15 protein-coding genes are annotated in these 16,378 nt (G+C 70.9%); 6 read left to right on the top strand and 9 right to left on the bottom strand.

The annotated features are described in order from the left end of the window. Window positions 1-65 precede the first annotated feature (65 nt). Entirely contained in the window at window positions 66-731 is a 666-nt protein-coding gene (locus tag ACIBJH_RS26575) for a TetR/AcrR family transcriptional regulator (protein WP_399119374.1), read from the top strand. A gap of 84 nt (window positions 732-815) precedes the next feature. Continuing rightward, entirely contained in the window at window positions 816-1,877 is a 1,062-nt protein-coding gene (locus ACIBJH_RS26570) for a dihydrodipicolinate reductase (protein ID WP_399119373.1), read from the top strand. Between the two features lie 34 nt (window positions 1,878-1,911). Here ACIBJH_RS26570 and ACIBJH_RS26565 read toward each other — a convergent pair whose 3' ends face one another. From ACIBJH_RS26565 to ACIBJH_RS26550, 4 genes are all read right to left on the bottom strand, one after another. Continuing rightward, entirely contained in the window at window positions 1,912-2,433 is a 522-nt protein-coding gene (locus ACIBJH_RS26565; RefSeq protein WP_399119372.1) for a MarR family winged helix-turn-helix transcriptional regulator, read from the bottom strand. A gap of 109 nt (window positions 2,434-2,542) precedes the next feature. After that, window positions 2,543-4,195: a carboxylesterase/lipase family protein gene (locus ACIBJH_RS26560; RefSeq protein ID WP_399119371.1), complete on the bottom strand. Its 1,653-nt coding sequence runs from the start codon at window positions 4,193-4,195 to the stop codon at window positions 2,543-2,545. Window positions 4,196-4,267: 72 nt separating this feature from the next. After that, window positions 4,268-5,011, bottom strand: coding sequence for a polysaccharide deacetylase family protein (locus ACIBJH_RS26555; RefSeq protein WP_399119370.1), 744 nt, complete (start codon window positions 5,009-5,011; stop codon window positions 4,268-4,270). Continuing rightward, window positions 5,008-6,498 carry a glycosyltransferase gene (locus ACIBJH_RS26550; protein ID WP_399119369.1) on the bottom strand — a complete coding sequence of 497 codons (1,491 nt, stop codon included), beginning with the start codon at window positions 6,496-6,498 and terminating at the stop codon, window positions 5,008-5,010. The genes ACIBJH_RS26555 and ACIBJH_RS26550 overlap by 4 nt, the downstream gene beginning before the upstream one ends. 129 nt (window positions 6,499-6,627) lie before the next feature. On the opposite strand from ACIBJH_RS26550, the gene ACIBJH_RS26545 reads away from it, so the two are divergent. The 3 genes from ACIBJH_RS26545 (at window position 6,628) to ACIBJH_RS26535 (ending at window position 9,230) form a co-directional block, all read left to right on the top strand. Next, on the top strand, window positions 6,628-7,053 hold the full coding sequence (locus ACIBJH_RS26545; protein ID WP_399119368.1) for a BlaI/MecI/CopY family transcriptional regulator: 426 nt from the start codon (window positions 6,628-6,630) through the stop codon (window positions 7,051-7,053). Window positions 7,054-7,057: 4 nt separating this feature from the next. Beyond that, the gene (locus ACIBJH_RS26540) at window positions 7,058-8,065 is read left to right on the top strand and encodes a M56 family metallopeptidase (RefSeq protein WP_399119367.1); all 1,008 of its coding nucleotides are present in this window, start codon (window positions 7,058-7,060) and stop codon (window positions 8,063-8,065) included. 229 nt (window positions 8,066-8,294) lie between these two features. Beyond that, window positions 8,295-9,230, top strand: a complete 936-nt coding sequence (locus ACIBJH_RS26535; RefSeq protein ID WP_399119366.1) for an alpha/beta hydrolase fold domain-containing protein — start codon at window positions 8,295-8,297, stop codon at window positions 9,228-9,230. A gap of 68 nt (window positions 9,231-9,298) precedes the next feature. On the opposite strand, the gene ACIBJH_RS26530 is transcribed toward ACIBJH_RS26535, so the two are convergent. From ACIBJH_RS26530 to ACIBJH_RS26510, 5 genes are all read right to left on the bottom strand, one after another. Next, the gene (locus tag ACIBJH_RS26530; protein WP_399119365.1) at window positions 9,299-10,378 is read right to left on the bottom strand and encodes an Ldh family oxidoreductase; all 1,080 of its coding nucleotides are present in this window, start codon (window positions 10,376-10,378) and stop codon (window positions 9,299-9,301) included. Window positions 10,379-10,399: 21 nt separating this feature from the next. Then, a complete protein-coding gene (locus ACIBJH_RS26525; RefSeq protein ID WP_399119364.1) occupies window positions 10,400-12,109 on the bottom strand; it encodes a thiamine pyrophosphate-dependent enzyme in 1,710 nt (569 codons plus the stop codon). Between the two features lie 13 nt (window positions 12,110-12,122). Continuing rightward, on the bottom strand, window positions 12,123-12,983 hold the full coding sequence (locus ACIBJH_RS26520; RefSeq protein WP_019069943.1) for an amidohydrolase: 861 nt from the start codon (window positions 12,981-12,983) through the stop codon (window positions 12,123-12,125). 121 nt (window positions 12,984-13,104) lie between these two features. Continuing rightward, window positions 13,105-14,313, bottom strand: a complete 1,209-nt coding sequence (gene lhgO / locus ACIBJH_RS26515) for an L-2-hydroxyglutarate oxidase (RefSeq protein WP_399119363.1) — start codon at window positions 14,311-14,313, stop codon at window positions 13,105-13,107. A gap of 33 nt (window positions 14,314-14,346) precedes the next feature. After that, complete coding sequence (locus ACIBJH_RS26510) at window positions 14,347-15,795, bottom strand: aldehyde dehydrogenase family protein (RefSeq protein ID WP_399119362.1); 1,449 nt, start codon at window positions 15,793-15,795, stop codon at window positions 14,347-14,349. Window positions 15,796-16,053: 258 nt separating this feature from the next. On the opposite strand from ACIBJH_RS26510, the gene ACIBJH_RS26505 reads away from it, so the two are divergent. Next, the gene (locus ACIBJH_RS26505) at window positions 16,054-16,341 is read left to right on the top strand and encodes a putative quinol monooxygenase (RefSeq protein WP_399119361.1); all 288 of its coding nucleotides are present in this window, start codon (window positions 16,054-16,056) and stop codon (window positions 16,339-16,341) included. Window positions 16,342-16,378 lie beyond the last annotated feature (37 nt).

Genomic DNA, 16,378 nt, shown 5'->3' with positions numbered 1-16,378 from the left:
TTGCAGTGCGGCCTTCGGTAGGGGAAGCCGGGGTGTTACCGCTGAAGTGGAGTATCGTTCTTCATGTGACAGCTGTCCCCGAAGAACAACCAGCCTGGCGCCAGCGCGCCGTTGAGCGTTCCACCCGTGCCGCCAAGCTCCGCGCCGAACAACGGGTGCAGCGCTTCCTGGACGCGGCACAGGAACTGATCGCGGAGAAGCGGACGACGGACTTCACCGTCCAGGAGGTCGTGGACCGCTCCAAACAGTCACTGCGCAGCTTCTACCAGCACTTCGACGGCAAACACGAGCTGCTGCTCGCGCTGTTCGAGGACGCGTTGTCCAAGTCGGCCGCCGAGATCCGCGAGACCGCGGGCGCCCAGTCCGATCCGCTCCAGGCGCTGCGGCTCGCGGTGGAGATGCTGTTCGAGCAGTCCCTCTCCAACCCCGGTGTGGAGCGCCCGCTGTTCAGCGACTTCGCACTGCAGCTCCTCGTGAAGCACCCCTCGCAGGTGGCGACCGCTCATCTCCCCCTGCTCACGGTGTTCACGGAGTTGGTGGAACAGGCCGAGGAGGCCGGTGCCATCCCCGCCGGGAAGCCTCGCCGTCAGGCCTCGATCCTGATGCAGACGGTCATGTTCGTCGCGCAGGGCAACGGCGTTCCGGCCGGCAGCCATGCCGCGGCGGTCAGCGCCGAGGAGGTCTGGCAGTTCTGCCTCGGCGGCCTCTCGGGCGTCCCGGTGCGCAACTGACGGTTCTCCATGCACAGTTGACGCGTAATTGACGCTCTCCGAAGCGGAGAGTACGGTTCTCGCCCACCGATCGGGAGGTGGGCGATGACCGAGCCGCTACGGCATGAAACGCAGCGCTACCGGGTCGTGCAGTGGGCCACGGGGAACATCGGTGCCCGCACGATGCGTGCCGTACTGGAGCATCCGAAGCTGACCCTGGCCGGCGTGTACGTCCATACGCCGGCCAAGTCGGGCCTGGACGCGGGTGAGTTGAGCGGCTGCGAGTTCGGCAGGACCGGGATCCTCGCCACGCACGACATCGACGAGATCCTGGCGCTGAACGCCGACTGCGTCCTCTACACCCCGCGCGCCTGCGACTTCGACGAGGTGTGCACGCTGCTCTCGTCAGGCGTGAACGTCGTGTCGACGCGCGGAGAGTTCCATCACGCGCCCAGTCTCGACCCGGTCGTGCGGAAACGGATCGAGGACGCGTGCGCGGAGGGCGGGACCTCCGTCCACAGCACGGGCAGCAGCCCCGGGTTCATCACGGAGGCGCTACCGATCGTCCTCACCTCGATCCAGCGGCGCCTCGACGCGCTGACGATCGACGAGTTCGCGGATCTCTCCCAACGCGACTCCCCCGGGCTGCTGTTCGAGGTGATGGGCTTCGGGCAGCCCCCTGCCGAATTCGGCGAACGGCGGCTGACCGGACTGCGCGACAGCTTCGGCCCGTCGTTGCGGCTGCTGGCCGAGGCGCTCGGGACACCGCTCGATTCGGTGGAGGCCACCGGTGAGGTCGCACTCGCCCGGCGCCCGACCACGATCGCGGCGGGCACCCTGGCGGAGGGGTCGGTGGCCGCGCAGCGCATCACGGTTTCCGGTCTGCGCGAAGGCCGTCCACTGCTGCGATTCCGCGCCAACTGGTACTGCACCACCGACCTCGATCCAGCTTGGGATCTCCGCTCCACAGGCTGGCACGTCTCGGTCGAGGGGGACGCACCGCTCGACATCGACCTGCGCTTCCCCGTCCCTCTCGACCGGATGGCCGCGATGTCCCCCTCCTACACCGCGAACCGCGCGGTCAACGCCGTCCCCTTCGTCTGCGCGGCGACCCCCGGAATCCGCACCACGGCCGACCTGCCGCAGATCGTCGCCGACCTCGGTTGAGGTCGGCACGATCCCCACCCCGTGCTGTCCATGCTCAGGCGGTGGTCGCCGGTGCGGCGCCCTCCGGCTCACTCTCCTCGTCGATCGCGTAGTTCAGGAAGTCGTCGACCATGCGGTGGAACAGCGTTGCCAGTTGCTGGAGTTCGTCCGTCGACCACTCGGAGAGGGCCATCTGCATTCCGCGCGCACCCGCGTCCCGGACACTGGCGACGGCCTTCTCGCCGGCCTCGGTCAGCTCGATCCGCTGGGCGCGGCGGTCGTCGGGGTCGGGCACGCGGGTGACGTAGCCGGACTTCTGCAGCTGCTGCACCGTGCGGGTCACATGCGAGGCCTCCACCCCGAGGCGGTTCGCCAGCTCCCCCGGGCGCAGCGGTTCGGAGTCGGCGACCTGTCGCAGCAGCGCCACCGCCGCACGGTCCAGGGGCACACCGGCGAGGGCCATGAGCCGGTCGTGCTGGCGGGCGCGCGTACTCAGGTAGGTGATCCGAGTGAGGGCTCGCTCGATCTCGGTCACCTCCGGGGAGGCGGGGGCGGTGGGGACCGGAGGTGTGGACATGAGACCCACTTTACCATATTGTTGCGTAACTCAAGTAAGTTACGGCGTGCGTTTACCCCGTCTACGGCGGAGAGAGTACGTCACCCGCGGGCCCCCATCGACACCGACGTCACCAGCGCTTCTGGCTCGCGAAGAATCGCCCGAAGAAGTCCACCTTGGCCGCGTCCGCCAGGGCGAGCGAGCCGAAGCGGTCGCCGAGTTCCATCGTGACCGGGAAACGGTGGTTCGCCGCGGGCCAGCGGGTGAGGCCATGGCCGTTGGGGTCGCCGTGGGTCACGAAGTTCACCACGTAGTCGGACAGGGTGTCGGCCACCGTACGGTCGGCGTCGGTCCAGGGCAGGTTCGTGGCGTAGAGGTTGTCGAAGACGTAGTTGATCTCCGAACCGTGGTACGCGCCACGGGAGTTGGGACCGGTCGCCGTCGGCGGGACGTGCTCCCAGTAGTACGTGAACACCGGGCTCTTGGCCGTCTTCGCCCACTCCGCCGCCCATAGGTTCGCGGAGACGCGCGAGCCCTCGCGGGCGGAGGCGTTGCGGGCCTGGCCCGCCTCCGTGTCGGTGGTGGCGGGGTAGAGCGTCAGGAATTCGTCGGCGAGAGTGCCGTATTCCTTCTGGGCGGTGGCGAGGTAGTCGGCGAGCTTCACGGTCGGGCTCGGGGAAGCGCCGTTCTCGTCCTTGTTGCCGCCCGCCAGTACCGGTACGTCGTTCAAGTGGCCGCCCGCCAGGGCCTGTTCGTACGTCCACGGCTTGACCCAGCCGTCGAGGACCGGGCGGAACTCCGGCGGGTTGCCGTTCACCGGACCGCTGACCGTGGTGTCGTTCGCGTTCTGACCCGCCATCAACTTGTCGCTGGCCACGGCCCGGAGAGCGTCGAGCGAGGTGGCGCCGAGCGCGGCGGCGTATGCGGTGCCCTGGCTCTCGGCCGTCTCCAGAGTGCGGTACGACGCTGCCAGCGCGGCGATTTCGGGGTCGCCGGTGGCGCGGGCGCCGGCGCTCTCGGAGATCGCGCCCTGGAACAGGCCCTTGGCGAGCGGTGAGTAGATGAGGTGCATCACGGAGGCGCCGCCCGCCGACTGGCCGGCGATCGTCACCCGGTTCGGGTCGCCGCCGAACGCGGCGATGTTGCGCCGTACCCAGCGCAGGGCCGAAATCTGGTCCAGGAGACCGTAGTTGCCGGATGCCTGGTGGCCGGACTCGGCGCTGAGTTCGGGGGTGGCGAGGAAACCGAAGGCGCCGGTGCGGTAGTTGAGGGTCACCACGACCAGGCCCTTGGCGGCGAGTCCGGCTCCGTCGAAGCCGGGGTCGGAGGCGTAGCCGCCGGTGAAACGGCCGCCGTAGATCCAGACCAGGACCGGGCGTTTCTCTCGTGAACTCGCCGCCCCGGTCCAGACATTGAGGTTGAGGCAGTCCTCGCTCATCGTGACCGAGGCCGAACTCATCGTCTGCTGCGGGCAGATGTCCCCGAAGGTGTCCGCGATGCGCACGCCCGTCCAGGAGTCGGCCCGCTGCGGCGGGCGCCAGCGGTTGGCGCCCGCCGTGGTCGCCGCGTAGGGCAGGCCCTTGAACACCGTGACGCCGGAGACCAGGGACGCCACGCCGGACACCCGGCCGGTGTCGATCCGGAGCGGGCCCGTCAACGGGGTCGCGGAGCTGTCGCGGTCCGCCGCGTAGGCGCCGGTCGCGCTGCCGGCGAGTGCGGTCGTCGCGGCGGCGGTCAGCGTCCCGTTGAGGAAGGTCCGGCGGTTCATGGCGTTCGAAAGCATGGGGGGCTCCCTGGTCTAGGTACTTGCGAACGTAAATTCCCTCGACCGGGAGCGCCAACAATATTGTCAACTTCAGAGCGGATCCACAGCATGCTCCCGCAGCGGGCCCACGGACAGCCCGCGCAGCGCGCAGGTGTCGAGGATGCGGGGCACGGCGCCGAGAGTGGCGCGCCAGGAGCCGGGGGCCGAGGTGCAGTCGGAGTCGTGCAGCAGGATCGTGCCGCCGCCGCGCAGGTCCCCGGTGACCGTGCGGTGGACCGACTCCGGGGTGGCGCGCGCCCTCCAGTCCTCGCCCCAGGCCGTCCACAGCACCGGCGTGAGATCCAGGCGGCGGGCCGCGAGGTGGGCGGCGGTCGACATCACACCGTAGGGCGGGCGGAAGAGCCGTGGCGTGCGGCCGGTGAGGTCGCCGACCGTGTCGCGAGCGCGGGCCAGGTCGTCGAGGGTGGCGCGCGGGCCGCGCAGCAGGAGGGGGCGGTGGAGCCAGCCGTGGACGGCGATCTCGTGTCCGGCGGCGGCGATCTCGCGGACCAGGCCGGGGGCGCGTACCGCCTGGTTGCCGAGGAGGAAGAAGGTGGCGCGGACCCCGCGCTCGTCGAGCAGGCGGAGGAACAGGGGGGTGGAGAGCGGGTCCGGTCCGTCGTCGAAGGTGAGCGCCACGTGGTCGGGCCGGCCGCGGCCGGCGAGGCGGGGCATGACGCGGTTGCGGAGGGGGCCGTAGGTGGAGAGGACGGGGGCGGCGTACGCGGCGGCGAGGAGGGGAAGTGCGGGGAGCGCGGCGCGGGTGGCGGTGCGGAGGAGGCGGGTGGCGGTCATGAGTGGCGTCCCTTGGCGTGGCCTTCGTGATCCGCGTCGAGTTCGTGGTGTCCGTGGTGTCCGTGATGTGGGTGGCCCACGTCGTCGAGGTCGAGGTCCTCTCCTATGGCGTGGATGAGACGCGGGCCGCCGTCGGTCGTGGCGACGGCCGTGCCGACCGCGCCCGCCCAGACCGTGCAGGCCAGGGCGGTGGTGATCGCGAGCCGCAGGGCGGCCGGACGGACCGCACGGGTCCGGCGGACGGCGATCGGGGTGGCGGGCCCGACGCCGGCCCGGCAGACCCGTACCGTTTCGGCGGCGGGACCCCGGTCCACGTCCTGGTGGGTTGCAGCGCCGGTTCCACTGTCCGGGACTCCGCCCGCGAACAGTGCGAGCCCCGCCTCCCGCTGCAGCAGCCCGCGCGGGCCGTCTATCAACTCGCCCAGTACGTGCTTGAGTTGGGCCGGGTCCCGGATCCACGCGGCGACGCCCGCCTGGTCGAGGGCGGACGCGTTGGTCAGTCCGTGGCCGGGTATGCAGCCGTAGCTGGCGACGGGCAGGCCGGCCGCGAATGCCTCAAGCGATGTCAGTCCGCCGGCGTTCTGGACCAGGACGTCGGCGGCGTGCATCAGTCCGGGCATGTCGTCGACCCAGCCGTGGACGTGCTCGATACCGTCCGCGCGGAGCTGTTCGGCCAGTTCCTCGTTGCGGCCGCAGACCACGACCGGTACGGCCGCGCCGCAGTCGCGGAGTTCCCGGGCGACCTGCCGGACCGGTCCCACGCCCCAGGAGCCGGCGACCAGCAGGGCGAGCGGGGCGTTCGCGGGCAGGCCGAAACGCGTGCGGGCCGCGCTGCGTTCCGTCGCGTCCACGGGGTGGAAACGCGGGTCGGCGACCGGGCCGCACACCCGGACGTCGCGCGCGCCGACGGCTCTGGCCTGGGCGGCGGGCACGGCGTGCAGCGCGAGGTGGACGTCGACGCCGTCGGCCACCCACAGGGGGTGGACGGAGAAGTCGGTGAGGTAGGTGAGGACGGGCACGGTGAGGCGGCCGGCGAGGCGGAGGCTGCCCAGGACCCGGCTCGCGCCCGGGTAGGTCGAGACGACGGCGCCCGTGTCGGCGGGCAGGGCGCGCAGCAGCCGTGTCTCGGCGGAGCGCAGCAGGGCGCGTGCGACGGGGCCGCCGCCTCCGGCGCGTTCGGTGCTGCTGTAGATCCGCTGGTAGAGCCAGGGTGTCCGGACGAGCATGCGGTGGTAGCCGTCCCGGACGAGCCGGCCGAGCCGGGCGGGCAGCACGTCCAGCAGGTCGAACCGGTCGACCGCGAATCCGGCCTCGGTCAGGCGCCGTTCCAGCTCGGCGGCGGCGCCGTCGTGACCGGCTCCGACGCTCGCCGAGACGATCACGACCCGGTCGGCCGCCGCCGGGCGGTGGGGCGGGATCGCCTGCCGGGGGCGCAGGGTGGCGACCGCGAGGGCACGCAGATGCACCGTACTTCCGAGGTGGGGCATGGGCTTTTTCCTCCGCAGGTCGAGTGGAGCGGCGAAACTCTACAACATGTAGTAGGTGACGTCGTACAACATGTAGTAGGTCGGCGGGTAGGCTGGGGCGCCGAGCGGTGGAAGGCGGTGGGGTGAACAGTGCGCGAGCCGAAGAGCGACGAACCCGGCGCGACGTCCGGCAGGCGGGCGCGCGGTGAACTGGAGAGCGGTGTCCTCGCCGCGCTCTACGGGGCCGACCAGCCGCAGACCGCACGCCAGGTGAGGGACGGACTGCCGGGCGATCTGGCCTACACCACCGTCCTGACGATCCTGTCGCGCCTCTACGACAAGGGGATGCTCGTCCGGCATCGCGCGGGCCGCGGGTACGCGTACGCGCCCGCCCGCGACGAGGCCACGCACACGGCGGAGCGGATGCGGTCCCTGCTGGAGCACGGCGCCGACCGCGAGGCGGTGCTCACCCGCTTCGTCTCCGAACTTTCCGAGGAGGACGAGCAGTTGCTGCAGCGCCTGCTCGCCGGGCACGACGGGCCGCAGCACACCGGCCGCGCCGACGAAGGACCGTGAGCCGGTGCTGATCAGTGTCTACGTCCCCCTTCTGATCACCATGGTGATCGCGGTGTTCGCACCCCGCGCCGCCCCTCTGCTGGCCCCGCGCCCGGCGGCCTGGTCGCTCGCCTCCGCCGCGCTGGTGGCATCGCTGGGCTGGCTCGGCTCCCTGGGACTGCTGGCGTTCGCGGGCCTTGCGCAGATCCCCGAGGTCGCCGAGGAGGGGCAGTGGTCGGTCGCCGCCGTACGCGCCTCCGACCCCGTCTACCTCACGGTCGCCGGGACCGCCGCACTCGCCCTCCTCGCGTCCGTCGCGGGCCTCGCCGTCGCCGGCACACGTCAGCTGCGGCATCTGCGCTGGGCCCGCCGCGAGTGCCAACAGCTGCCCGGCGACACGGAGTTGGCCGTTCTCGACATGGCGACACCGGAGGCCTTCGCGCTGCCGGGGAAGCCGGGGCGGATCGTGGTGTCGCGCGGGATGCTGCGCTGCCTGGGTGATCGCGAGCGCGAGGCCCTGCTCGCGCACGAGCGGGCTCATCTGCACGGCCGGCACCATCTCTTCCAGACCCTCTGGCGCCTCTCCGCCGCCGTGAATCCGCTGCTACGACCACTGTCCGCCGCCGGTGGTTTCGTCCTGGAGCGCTGGGCCGACGAGGAGGCCGCGGTGCGCGTCGGCGATCGTACGGTCGTCGCCCGTGCCGTGGGCCGGGCGGCGCTCGCCACCTCGGCGAACCGGTCCCGCCCGGTGCTGGCCGCGACCGGCGGGGCGGTGCCGCAGCGGGTGCGGGCTCTGCTGGCGCCGCCTCCCCCGCGCCGGGCACTGCCGCTCGTCGCGAGCGCGGCGCTGCTCGTCGTGTGCTGCGCGAGCCTGGCCGATGCCGCGACCGACAGTGAGCAGATGATCGAGACCGCGCAGCACGCGGCGTGTGTGACAGCTGAGGCGGCGGCCCCGTCGGCCGCTCCGGCGGTCCCGCAGCACGGGCTGTGCTGTGAACACGGGCACTTGGACGGACCTGTCCACCACCACTGACCGGTGTGCGACTCCCCCGGAGGGGGTGCCTTGGAAAGTGTGACACTGCCACGAGTGGGTGACACACTTTTTCAGAGACCCACCCACCCCCCTCAACAGCGCCGATCACCGCATCCGCCCGAAATGCACCCGTGTTATCGTCGCCCTAGCAATCGCCAGGAATCCTGTCGATCGATCCCGGGCGACCGGACCGCACTCCCCGTCGCGCGCACTCCATGAATGGAACGGTATGTCTGTTCTGGCCCGGCCGACGGTGGCCGCCTTCGCCGCCAAGTCCCTGCAGCGCCTCTCCCTGATGGCGGACCGGCGTCCGAGCGGGCGCGGCTCGGCCGCAGCCTCGCATCAGCGGCTCCCGCAGTTCCCGCGCACCACACGGGAGTTGACGATCCCGACCGCGGTCGCCCCGGCGCGGGCCACGGTGTATCTGCCGGCCGGTGAAGGCCCGCCTCCGCCGGTGCACGTCAACTTCCACGGCGGTGGCTACGTCGTGCCGCTGACCGAACTCGACGACCCGCTGTGCCGTTTCCTCGCGGCGGAGGCAGGTGTCGTAGTGGTCAACGTCGACTACGTCGTCGCGCCGCAGCACCCGTTCCCCGCACCTCCCAGGCAGGCCTTCGAAGTGGTTCGGTGGATCGCGGAGCACGGCGCCGAACAGGGCTGGGACGGCGACCGGCTCACCGTCGGCGGCCAGAGCGCCGGGGGCGGGCTCGCGGCGGCGGTGGCCCGGCAGGCGCTGGAGGAGGGCGGCCCCTCGATCGCGCTCCAGGTGCTGCACTATCCGCCGCTGGACCTCGCGACCAGCGCGAAGGACAAGCGGGCCGCCATCGCCAAGCCGGTGCTGCGGCCCTGGATGGCCGAGGTCTTCGACACCTCGTACGTCCCGGATCCGAAGGAGCGCGCCGACCGGCTGGTGTCGCCCGCCCACCCCTCGGACACCGCGGACCTCAAGGGCATCGCCCCGGCGCTGGTCGTCACGGCGGAGTACGACCTGCTCAAAGCCGAAGGCATGCGCTACGCCGACCGGTTGCGTACGGCGGGCGCCCTGGTGGAGCACATCGACGTCGCCGGAGCCGATCACGGCTATGACGGCACGGACGACGAACGGGCGCTGGAGACCTATGCCCTGATCGCCCGTCAGGTACGGCAGGCCGTAGGAACCAGCTGAACTCCCCTTGAAGACAACGCACTTCGCCGACCGTCCCCCTCTAGGACGGTCGGCGAAGTGCCGCTTGTTCACGCCGAGGGCACCGGCTCCGGCGGAGTGAGGCCGAACTTCCCTGCCGCCTCGGTCAGTTCACGCCACACCTTGGGCGCGACGGGAATGCCCTTCGCACCGCGCCCCTCTGCGACCGCCGCACTGCGCTCGCCGGGGTAGAAGACACCCTCGACGTCGTCCGCCGGAGGCAGCTGCTTGAGGGTGGCCAGCGTCGCGTCGACCGCCTCGGTGAAGGCGGCCGGGTCGCCGAAGGCCGCCGGGTCCAGGGCGATGAGCAGCGCGTTCTGGCGATGCTTGCGGCCCTGTGGGTCGTCCGAGTGGAAGGCGGCGAAGATCGGCGCGCCGACCAGCACACTCGTGAGCAACTCGAAGGCGAGGGACATCCCGGACCCCTTGGCGCCGCCCAACGGCAGTGGCATGACGGCGAGTTCGGGATCGGTGGTCGGGGTGCCGTCGGCGGTGGCCGCCGCGCCCTCGGGCAGCGGGGTGCCGCTCGCCTTCGCCTGGCGGATCTTGCCCAGGGCGATGGTGGCGGTCGCCATGTCGAGCAGCAGCGGAGCATGCGCCGAGGCCGGTACGGCGATCGCGAGCGGGCTGGTGGCCACGGCGGCGCCCTTGACGCCGGTGTAGCCCATGTTGGGCATGCCGGCGACGTAGCCGATACCGACGAGACCCTGCTCGGCGATCTTCGACACGTAGTAGCCGATGGCCCCGGTGTGCACGGTCCGGCGGACCCCGACGGCGGCAACTCCGCTGATCCTGGCCCGGGTTACCGCCTCGTCGGCAGCTGCGCTGAGGGCGACCGGACCGGGGGCGCGGTCGGCGTCCAGGACGGCGGCGGCCGGGGCGGTGGACTCGATCTTGATGTCGGCGTCGGCGTTGGCCACACCCTTGGCAAGCAGCTCCAGGTAGGCGGGGACGCGGGCGATGCCGTGCGAGTCGACGCCGCGCAGCGCGGCCCACACGAACACGTCGGCGGTGGTGAGCGCCTGCTCGGCGTTCAGGCCGCCCTTCTCCAGGAGGGCGGCGGAGAAGGTGCGCAGGTCGTCTGCGGCGACAAGTACCTTGCCCGGCTTGGGCGTTGCGGTGTCGGACATGGTGGCGAATGCCTTCCTGGTTCAGCGGGTGACGAGTACGTCGACGACGGCGGTGGTGCCCTCCGCCACGGCCTTGAGCGCACGCTCCAGCGCGGGGGCAAGGGCCTCGGGCGCGTCGACCGTCTCGGTGTGCATCCCGAAGGGCTCGGCGAACGCGGCGAGCCGGGGCAGCCGGTGCAGATCGGTGCCGAGCCACTCGCCGGTGTCGGCAGCGGCGCCCTCGGGGTAGAACCTGCGGTGGTTGAGGTTCATCGACTTGTAGACGCGATTGTTGAACACCACGATCAGCAGCGGAAGTTCGTAGGCGTTCGAGGCGTCGTACGACTGGATGACCGGGTTGTAGGTGAACGCGCCGTCGCCGATGGTGAGCACCACCGGGCGTTCCTTCGCGGCGAGTTTGACGCCGAGCGCGACCGCGATGCCCTGACCGAGGCCGCCCTGGACGTAGAAGTACGAGTCGGGGTCGGCGGTTTGGACATGGCGCTTGACGACGCGGCTGTGGGTGATGGTCTCGTCGACGACGATCCCGTCCCGGCCCTCCAGCAGTTTGCGCAGGGTCGCGGCGACGAGCACCGGGTCGATGCCCTCGGCGCCGGAGGCCTTCGTCTCGGCCTGGGTGATCGCCGTCTGCTCGGCCGCGAAGCGGGCCTCCTGCGCGGCCCTGCGCTCGGCCACGGCCACCGAGTCGAGATCCTTCGCCCGCTTGGCCAGCTGGCGCAGGGTGTTGGCGACGTTTCCTTCCAAGTACTTGTCGGCGAACAGGACTTGGTAGACGACGTGCGGTCGCTGCGGCACCTCGTCGATGACGACGACGGTCGCCTTGGAGGGGCGGCGCGACGGCGGGTAGAAGGGGGCGCGGCAGTTGACGAGGAGGATCAGGTCCGCCTCGTCCATCCACGGGCCGATGTCGCTGCCGGCGTGCAGCGGGTGGGTGCGCGGGAAGTTGCCGCACACCGCCGAGTCGGGCTCGACGACGGGGATGTTCCACGCCTCGGCGAAGGCGACGAGCGCCTCGAAGCCGCCCGCCTCACGCCCCGCCGTCTCCGTGACGATCACGGGATTCGAAGCCTCACGGATCAACTGGGCGACCGGGTCGACCTCTTCGGGCGAGCTGTGCGTGGAACCCGGCGCCACGATCGGCTTGGCCTCGCGGCCGTCCCACTCCTCCAGGAGGATCTCCAGCGGGACGTTGAGGTACGCCGGTCCCGCCGGGGCACGCCAGGCCAGTTCCGCCGCCCGCGTCACCATCGTAGGAAGGGTGTGGACGCTCGCGGCCTCGTTGGACCACTTGGTGAAGGGCTGGGCGATCTGGTGCGGGCCGCCCACGATGGACAGGTTGCGGTACCACTGGCCGCCCGGGTCCTGGCCGGGGCTGTCGCCGTACGTGGTGGACTCCGAGGAGCTGACCACCATCGGGACGCCCGCGAGCAGCGCCCCGTGGACGGCCATCGAGCCCTGGAGGAGGCCGGGGGCCGCGTGCAGGAGCACGCCCTGCGGCCGGCGCTTGATCAGGCCGTAGCCGGTGGCCATGCCGACGGCGACGGTCTCGTGGGTCAGGTCCAGGTACTGCGGACAGGGCAGTCCGTCGCGGTGACGGCGGGCCAGGGACTCCCAGACGGGAGCCCACTCGGAGCCCGACGAACAGAAGATGTAGTCGGCGCCGACGGCGTTGAAGGCGGTAACGAGAGCATCGCCGCCGTCGGCGCCCGGGGAGTTGGTGGTGTCGGTCATCTCTCGTGCTTCCTCAGCCCTCGATCGGCCAGTTCAGGACCTCGGAGATTCCGCGGCCCATGATCCATTCAAGCTCCTCGGGCGTGAAGTCCCAGTGCTTGGTGAACTGCTCGATCGTGTCGGTGTAGGTGATGCCGTGCCCGAGCAGCCGCGTGATGTCGGTGCCGTAGAAGCAGCGCTGCGGGCCCATCTTGTCGACCATCTCGCGCACGTACTTCTGGATGTTGTTGTTCGGGAAGGGCTGCGTGGAGTAGCCGGGGAGCGCCGAGACCTTCACGTAGATGTTGGGGTGGGCGGCCAGGTCGGCGGTCTCCGAGACCCAGTAGCCGATCGCGTCGTCGACGCAGCGGGCCATGATGCCCATGTGGTCGATGATGATCTTCAACTCGGGATGCTTGGCGGCGATCTCGCCCAACTCCCGCTTCCAGATGGGCGCGTGGACCATCGTCGGGATGCGCAGCTCCTCGGCGATCGGCCAGTACCAGTCGTTGGTGCCGTCGATCATCCAGTTGCGGTCCTGCGGCCGGTGGAAGGTGAGGCGGGTGCCCTTCACATGCGGGTTCTGCGCGAAGTCCTTCAGCATCGCCTTGCCCTCTTCGGGCTTGTTCTGCGGAATGCGCGCCATGATCCCGAAGCGGTCCGGGTGGGCCTCGCAGGCCTCCAGGGCGTAGTCGATACGGTCGCCCTCCCAGGACGGCGGCAGGATCAGGGCCCGGTTGACGCCGGCCTCGTCCATCAGCTCCAGGGCCTCCTCGTACGAGAAGGGGTCCTCCCGGTGTCCGTTGAGGCGGATGCGCTCCCGCGCTCCCGGGACCCAGGGGCGGTCCGGGCTCTCTTCCTTCCAGATGTGGATCTGCGTGTCGACAACGAACATGTCCGGAACTCTTTCTCTCGAAGGTCTTTACGGAAGGAACGCTAGGCGGGCGAGCGGGCCTTGCCGAGCGCTGGGAGTGCAAGCAGTAGTTGCGCGAAACACCGCTGTACGCAGGGCATTCTCAGTTTGCGGACGAGGTGTCGAACACGGCGCCGACGATGTGCTCCGCGATCGCCATGGACGCCGTCGCGGCCGGCGAGGGCGCGTTGCGGACGGCGGTGATCCGGCCGACCCGATGGATGCGGAAGTCGTCCACGAGCGTGCCGTCGGGATCCAGCGCCTGGGCCCGGACACCCGCCCCGCCGCGTACGACATCGGAGACGCCGACACCAGGGACGTACAGCTTCGCGTCCTTCATGAAGGCCGACGCGGACAGCGAGCCGCGGTACTCCTTGATGCCGGTCCGCCAGTGCTGGGCGGCCATCCGCCAGGTGCCCGGGTACGCGGCGAGCCCGGCGAGGTCCTTCAGCGAGAAGCGGCCGAGCTTGTAACCCTCCCTGGCGAGGGCCAGGACGGCGTTCGGACCGACCTCGACGCTGCCGTCGACCCGCGGCGTGAAGTGCACGCCGAGGAAGGGGTAACGGGGGTCAGGCACCGGGTAGATGAGCCCGCGCACCAGATAGGTGCGCTCCGGCTTGAGGAGCATGTACTCGCCCCGGAACGGGACGATCTTCGGTTCCTTCTTGTCCTGCGCGAGCTTCGCCACGGCGTCGGAGTGCAGCCCCGCGCAGAGGATCAGCCGGTCGACCCGGACCCGCTCCTCCCCCGACGCGACCTCGATACCGCCCGGCACAGCGGCGATGGACGTGACCGGGAAGCCGAGCCGCACCTCGCCGCCGGAGGCCTCGATGTCCTTGGCGAACTCGCGGGCGATCGCCGGGTAGTCGGTGATCGCGGTGCGCGGCGAATGCAGGGCGGCGACACCGCCGACATGCGGCTCCAGTTCCTTGATCTCCTCCCGGGAGATCTTGCGGAGTTCGGGCACGTGGTTGTTGCGGGCCCGCTCGTACAGGTTCTCCATCCGGCCCAGTTCGTCCGGCCGTACGGCCACGACGAGCTTGCCGATCTCCTCGTACGGCAGCCCTCGGTCCTGGCAGTACTCGCGCAGGATCGACACGCCCCGGACGCACAGGTCGGCCTTGAGGCTGCCCGGCGCGTAGTAGATGCCGGCGTGCACGACACCGGAGTTGTGGCCGGTCTGATGGACGGCGACCTCGGGTTCCTTCTCCAGGACCACGACCCGGGTGCCGGGGCGGCGCAGGGCGATCTCGCGGGCGGTGGCCAGGCCCACGATGCCCGCGCCGACGATGCCGATCGTCTCGTCAGCCATCGGCATCCTCCTCTCTCTGTGCTGCTCGCCCGCTCATACGCCGATGTGGACGGCGACGGTCTTGACCCGGGTGGAGAAGCGCAGGACCTCGTCGCCCTGCTCCTTGTAGCCCGTGCCGGAGTCGTGGAAGCCGCCGAAGGGCAGGTGCACGTCCCAGCCGGGGGTGGTCGCGTTGACCGCGATCTGCCCGCACTCGGCGTCGTCCGCGAAGCGGTACGCGGAGGCGAGATCACGGGTGAACACCGCTGCGGCCAGGCCGAATTGGGAGTCGTTCACCGCGTCCACGGCCTGTGCGAAGTCGTCCACGGCGCGGACGGCGAGGACCGGTCCGAAGACCTCCTCGCGCCAGATCGCCGTGTCGGCGGTGACGTCGGCGAGCACGGTCGGCTGCACGAAGCAGCCGTGCGCGTGGTCGCCCTCGGTGTCCGCCGCACCGCCGGTGAGGACGGTGGCGCCCTGCTCGACGGCGCCCTTGAGGTGGGCGAGGACGCTGTCGCGCTGCTTGGGGCTGGACAGCGGGCACAGCGTGGTCGCCGGGTCACTGCCCGGGCCGACCTTCAGCGCCTCGACCTCGGCGACCAGCAGCCGGGTGAACTCGTCGTACACCGGCCGCTCGACGATGACACGGCTGGTGGCGGTGCACCGCTGTCCGGCCTGGCCGAAGGAGGCCGCTACGACGGTCCTCGCGGCGAACGGCAGGTCGGCGTCCGCCAGCACCACCGAGGCGTTCTTGCCGCCGAGTTCGCCCTGGAAGCGGACGTTGCGGTCGGCGAGGCGGCGGCGGATGCGGTTGCCGACCTCGTTCGAGCCGGTGAAGGTGATGCCGACGATGCGCGGGTCGTCGAGGAGCGCCTCCTCGATCTCGGCCGTACGGCCCGTGACCACGTTCAGCACGCCTGCGGGCAGGCCGGCGTCGTGCAGGGCGCGGGCGAAGTGCAGGCCCGACAACGGTGTCTCGGTGGCCGGCTTGAACACGGCCGCGTTGCCGGTGGCGAGGAGCGGGGCGAGCTTGCGGGCCGGGGTGATCAGCGGGTCGTTCCAGGGGCTGATCACGAGGATCACGCCGATCGGCTCGCGCTGCGTGTGCACGCGGGTGTGGGGGCGGGCGTCGTGCAGGAGGGTGCCGTAGCCCTGGCGGGCCAGGCCCGCGTAGTAGTCGAGGAAGTCGGCGGCCTTGAGGGTCTCGCCTCGGGCCTCGGCGCCGGTCTTGCCGTTCTCGGCGGTGACGTCGGCGGCGATCTCGTCGACCCGCTCGCGGATCAGCCTGGCCGCGTCGGTGAATATCCGGGCCCGCTCGAAGGGGCTGGTGCGCTTCCATACGGCGAAGCCGCGCTCGGCGTGGTCGTAGGCGCGGGTGACGTCCTTGGCGGCGAGGGCGGGGATGCGCGCGAGGGGGGTGCGGACATCGGCGGGGTTGTGCACCTCGATCCACTCGCCGGTCGCCACCCACTCTCCACCGGAGAGGGTTTCCAGGCTTCGCATGAAGATCACTTCCTTCGTCCGCCGCGGTGCGGGTCCGCGGTCTGCACAGTCAGCGGCCACAACGGGCCGAATGCGACAACACACCATGTGAGGGCGGTGCCACCAGCCCCGCACAGGCAGGCATTGCTTGCGCCGCGCGCAGGTCGGCGGAGGGTTGATCCGTGCTGGAATCGGCAGGCCGGACGGCATGTGCCGCGCCGCCGGGAGCCGGGGATCCACTGAGGATTCGCCCAAGGATTCGTTGAGGAGAGACACGACATGGCCTACGCAGTCATCGCCCGCTACTTCTGCGAGCCCGCCGACGAGGCCACGGTGCGGGCCGCGTTGCTGAAGGTGCGCGAGCAGACCCGTGCCGAGCCGGCGAACCTGGCGTACGAGGTGCACGCCGAGGCGGAGGTGCCCGGGAGTTTCGTGCTGTACGAGCAGTACGCCGACCCGGCCGGTTTCGAGGCGCACAAGGCGGCCGCCCACTTCGACGAGCTGATCGTGCGGACGATCTGGCCGCTGCTGACCGACCGCAAGGTGACATTCGCCGAGGTTCTCTGACGGATCCCGCCGGGAAGCGCGGCGCCGCGCTTCCCGG

This window comes from Streptomyces sp. NPDC050548 (assembly GCF_044457385.1).
Lineage (GTDB): Bacteria > Actinomycetota > Actinomycetes > Streptomycetales > Streptomycetaceae > Streptomyces.
This window is presented reverse-complemented; position numbering and strand designations above follow the sequence as displayed.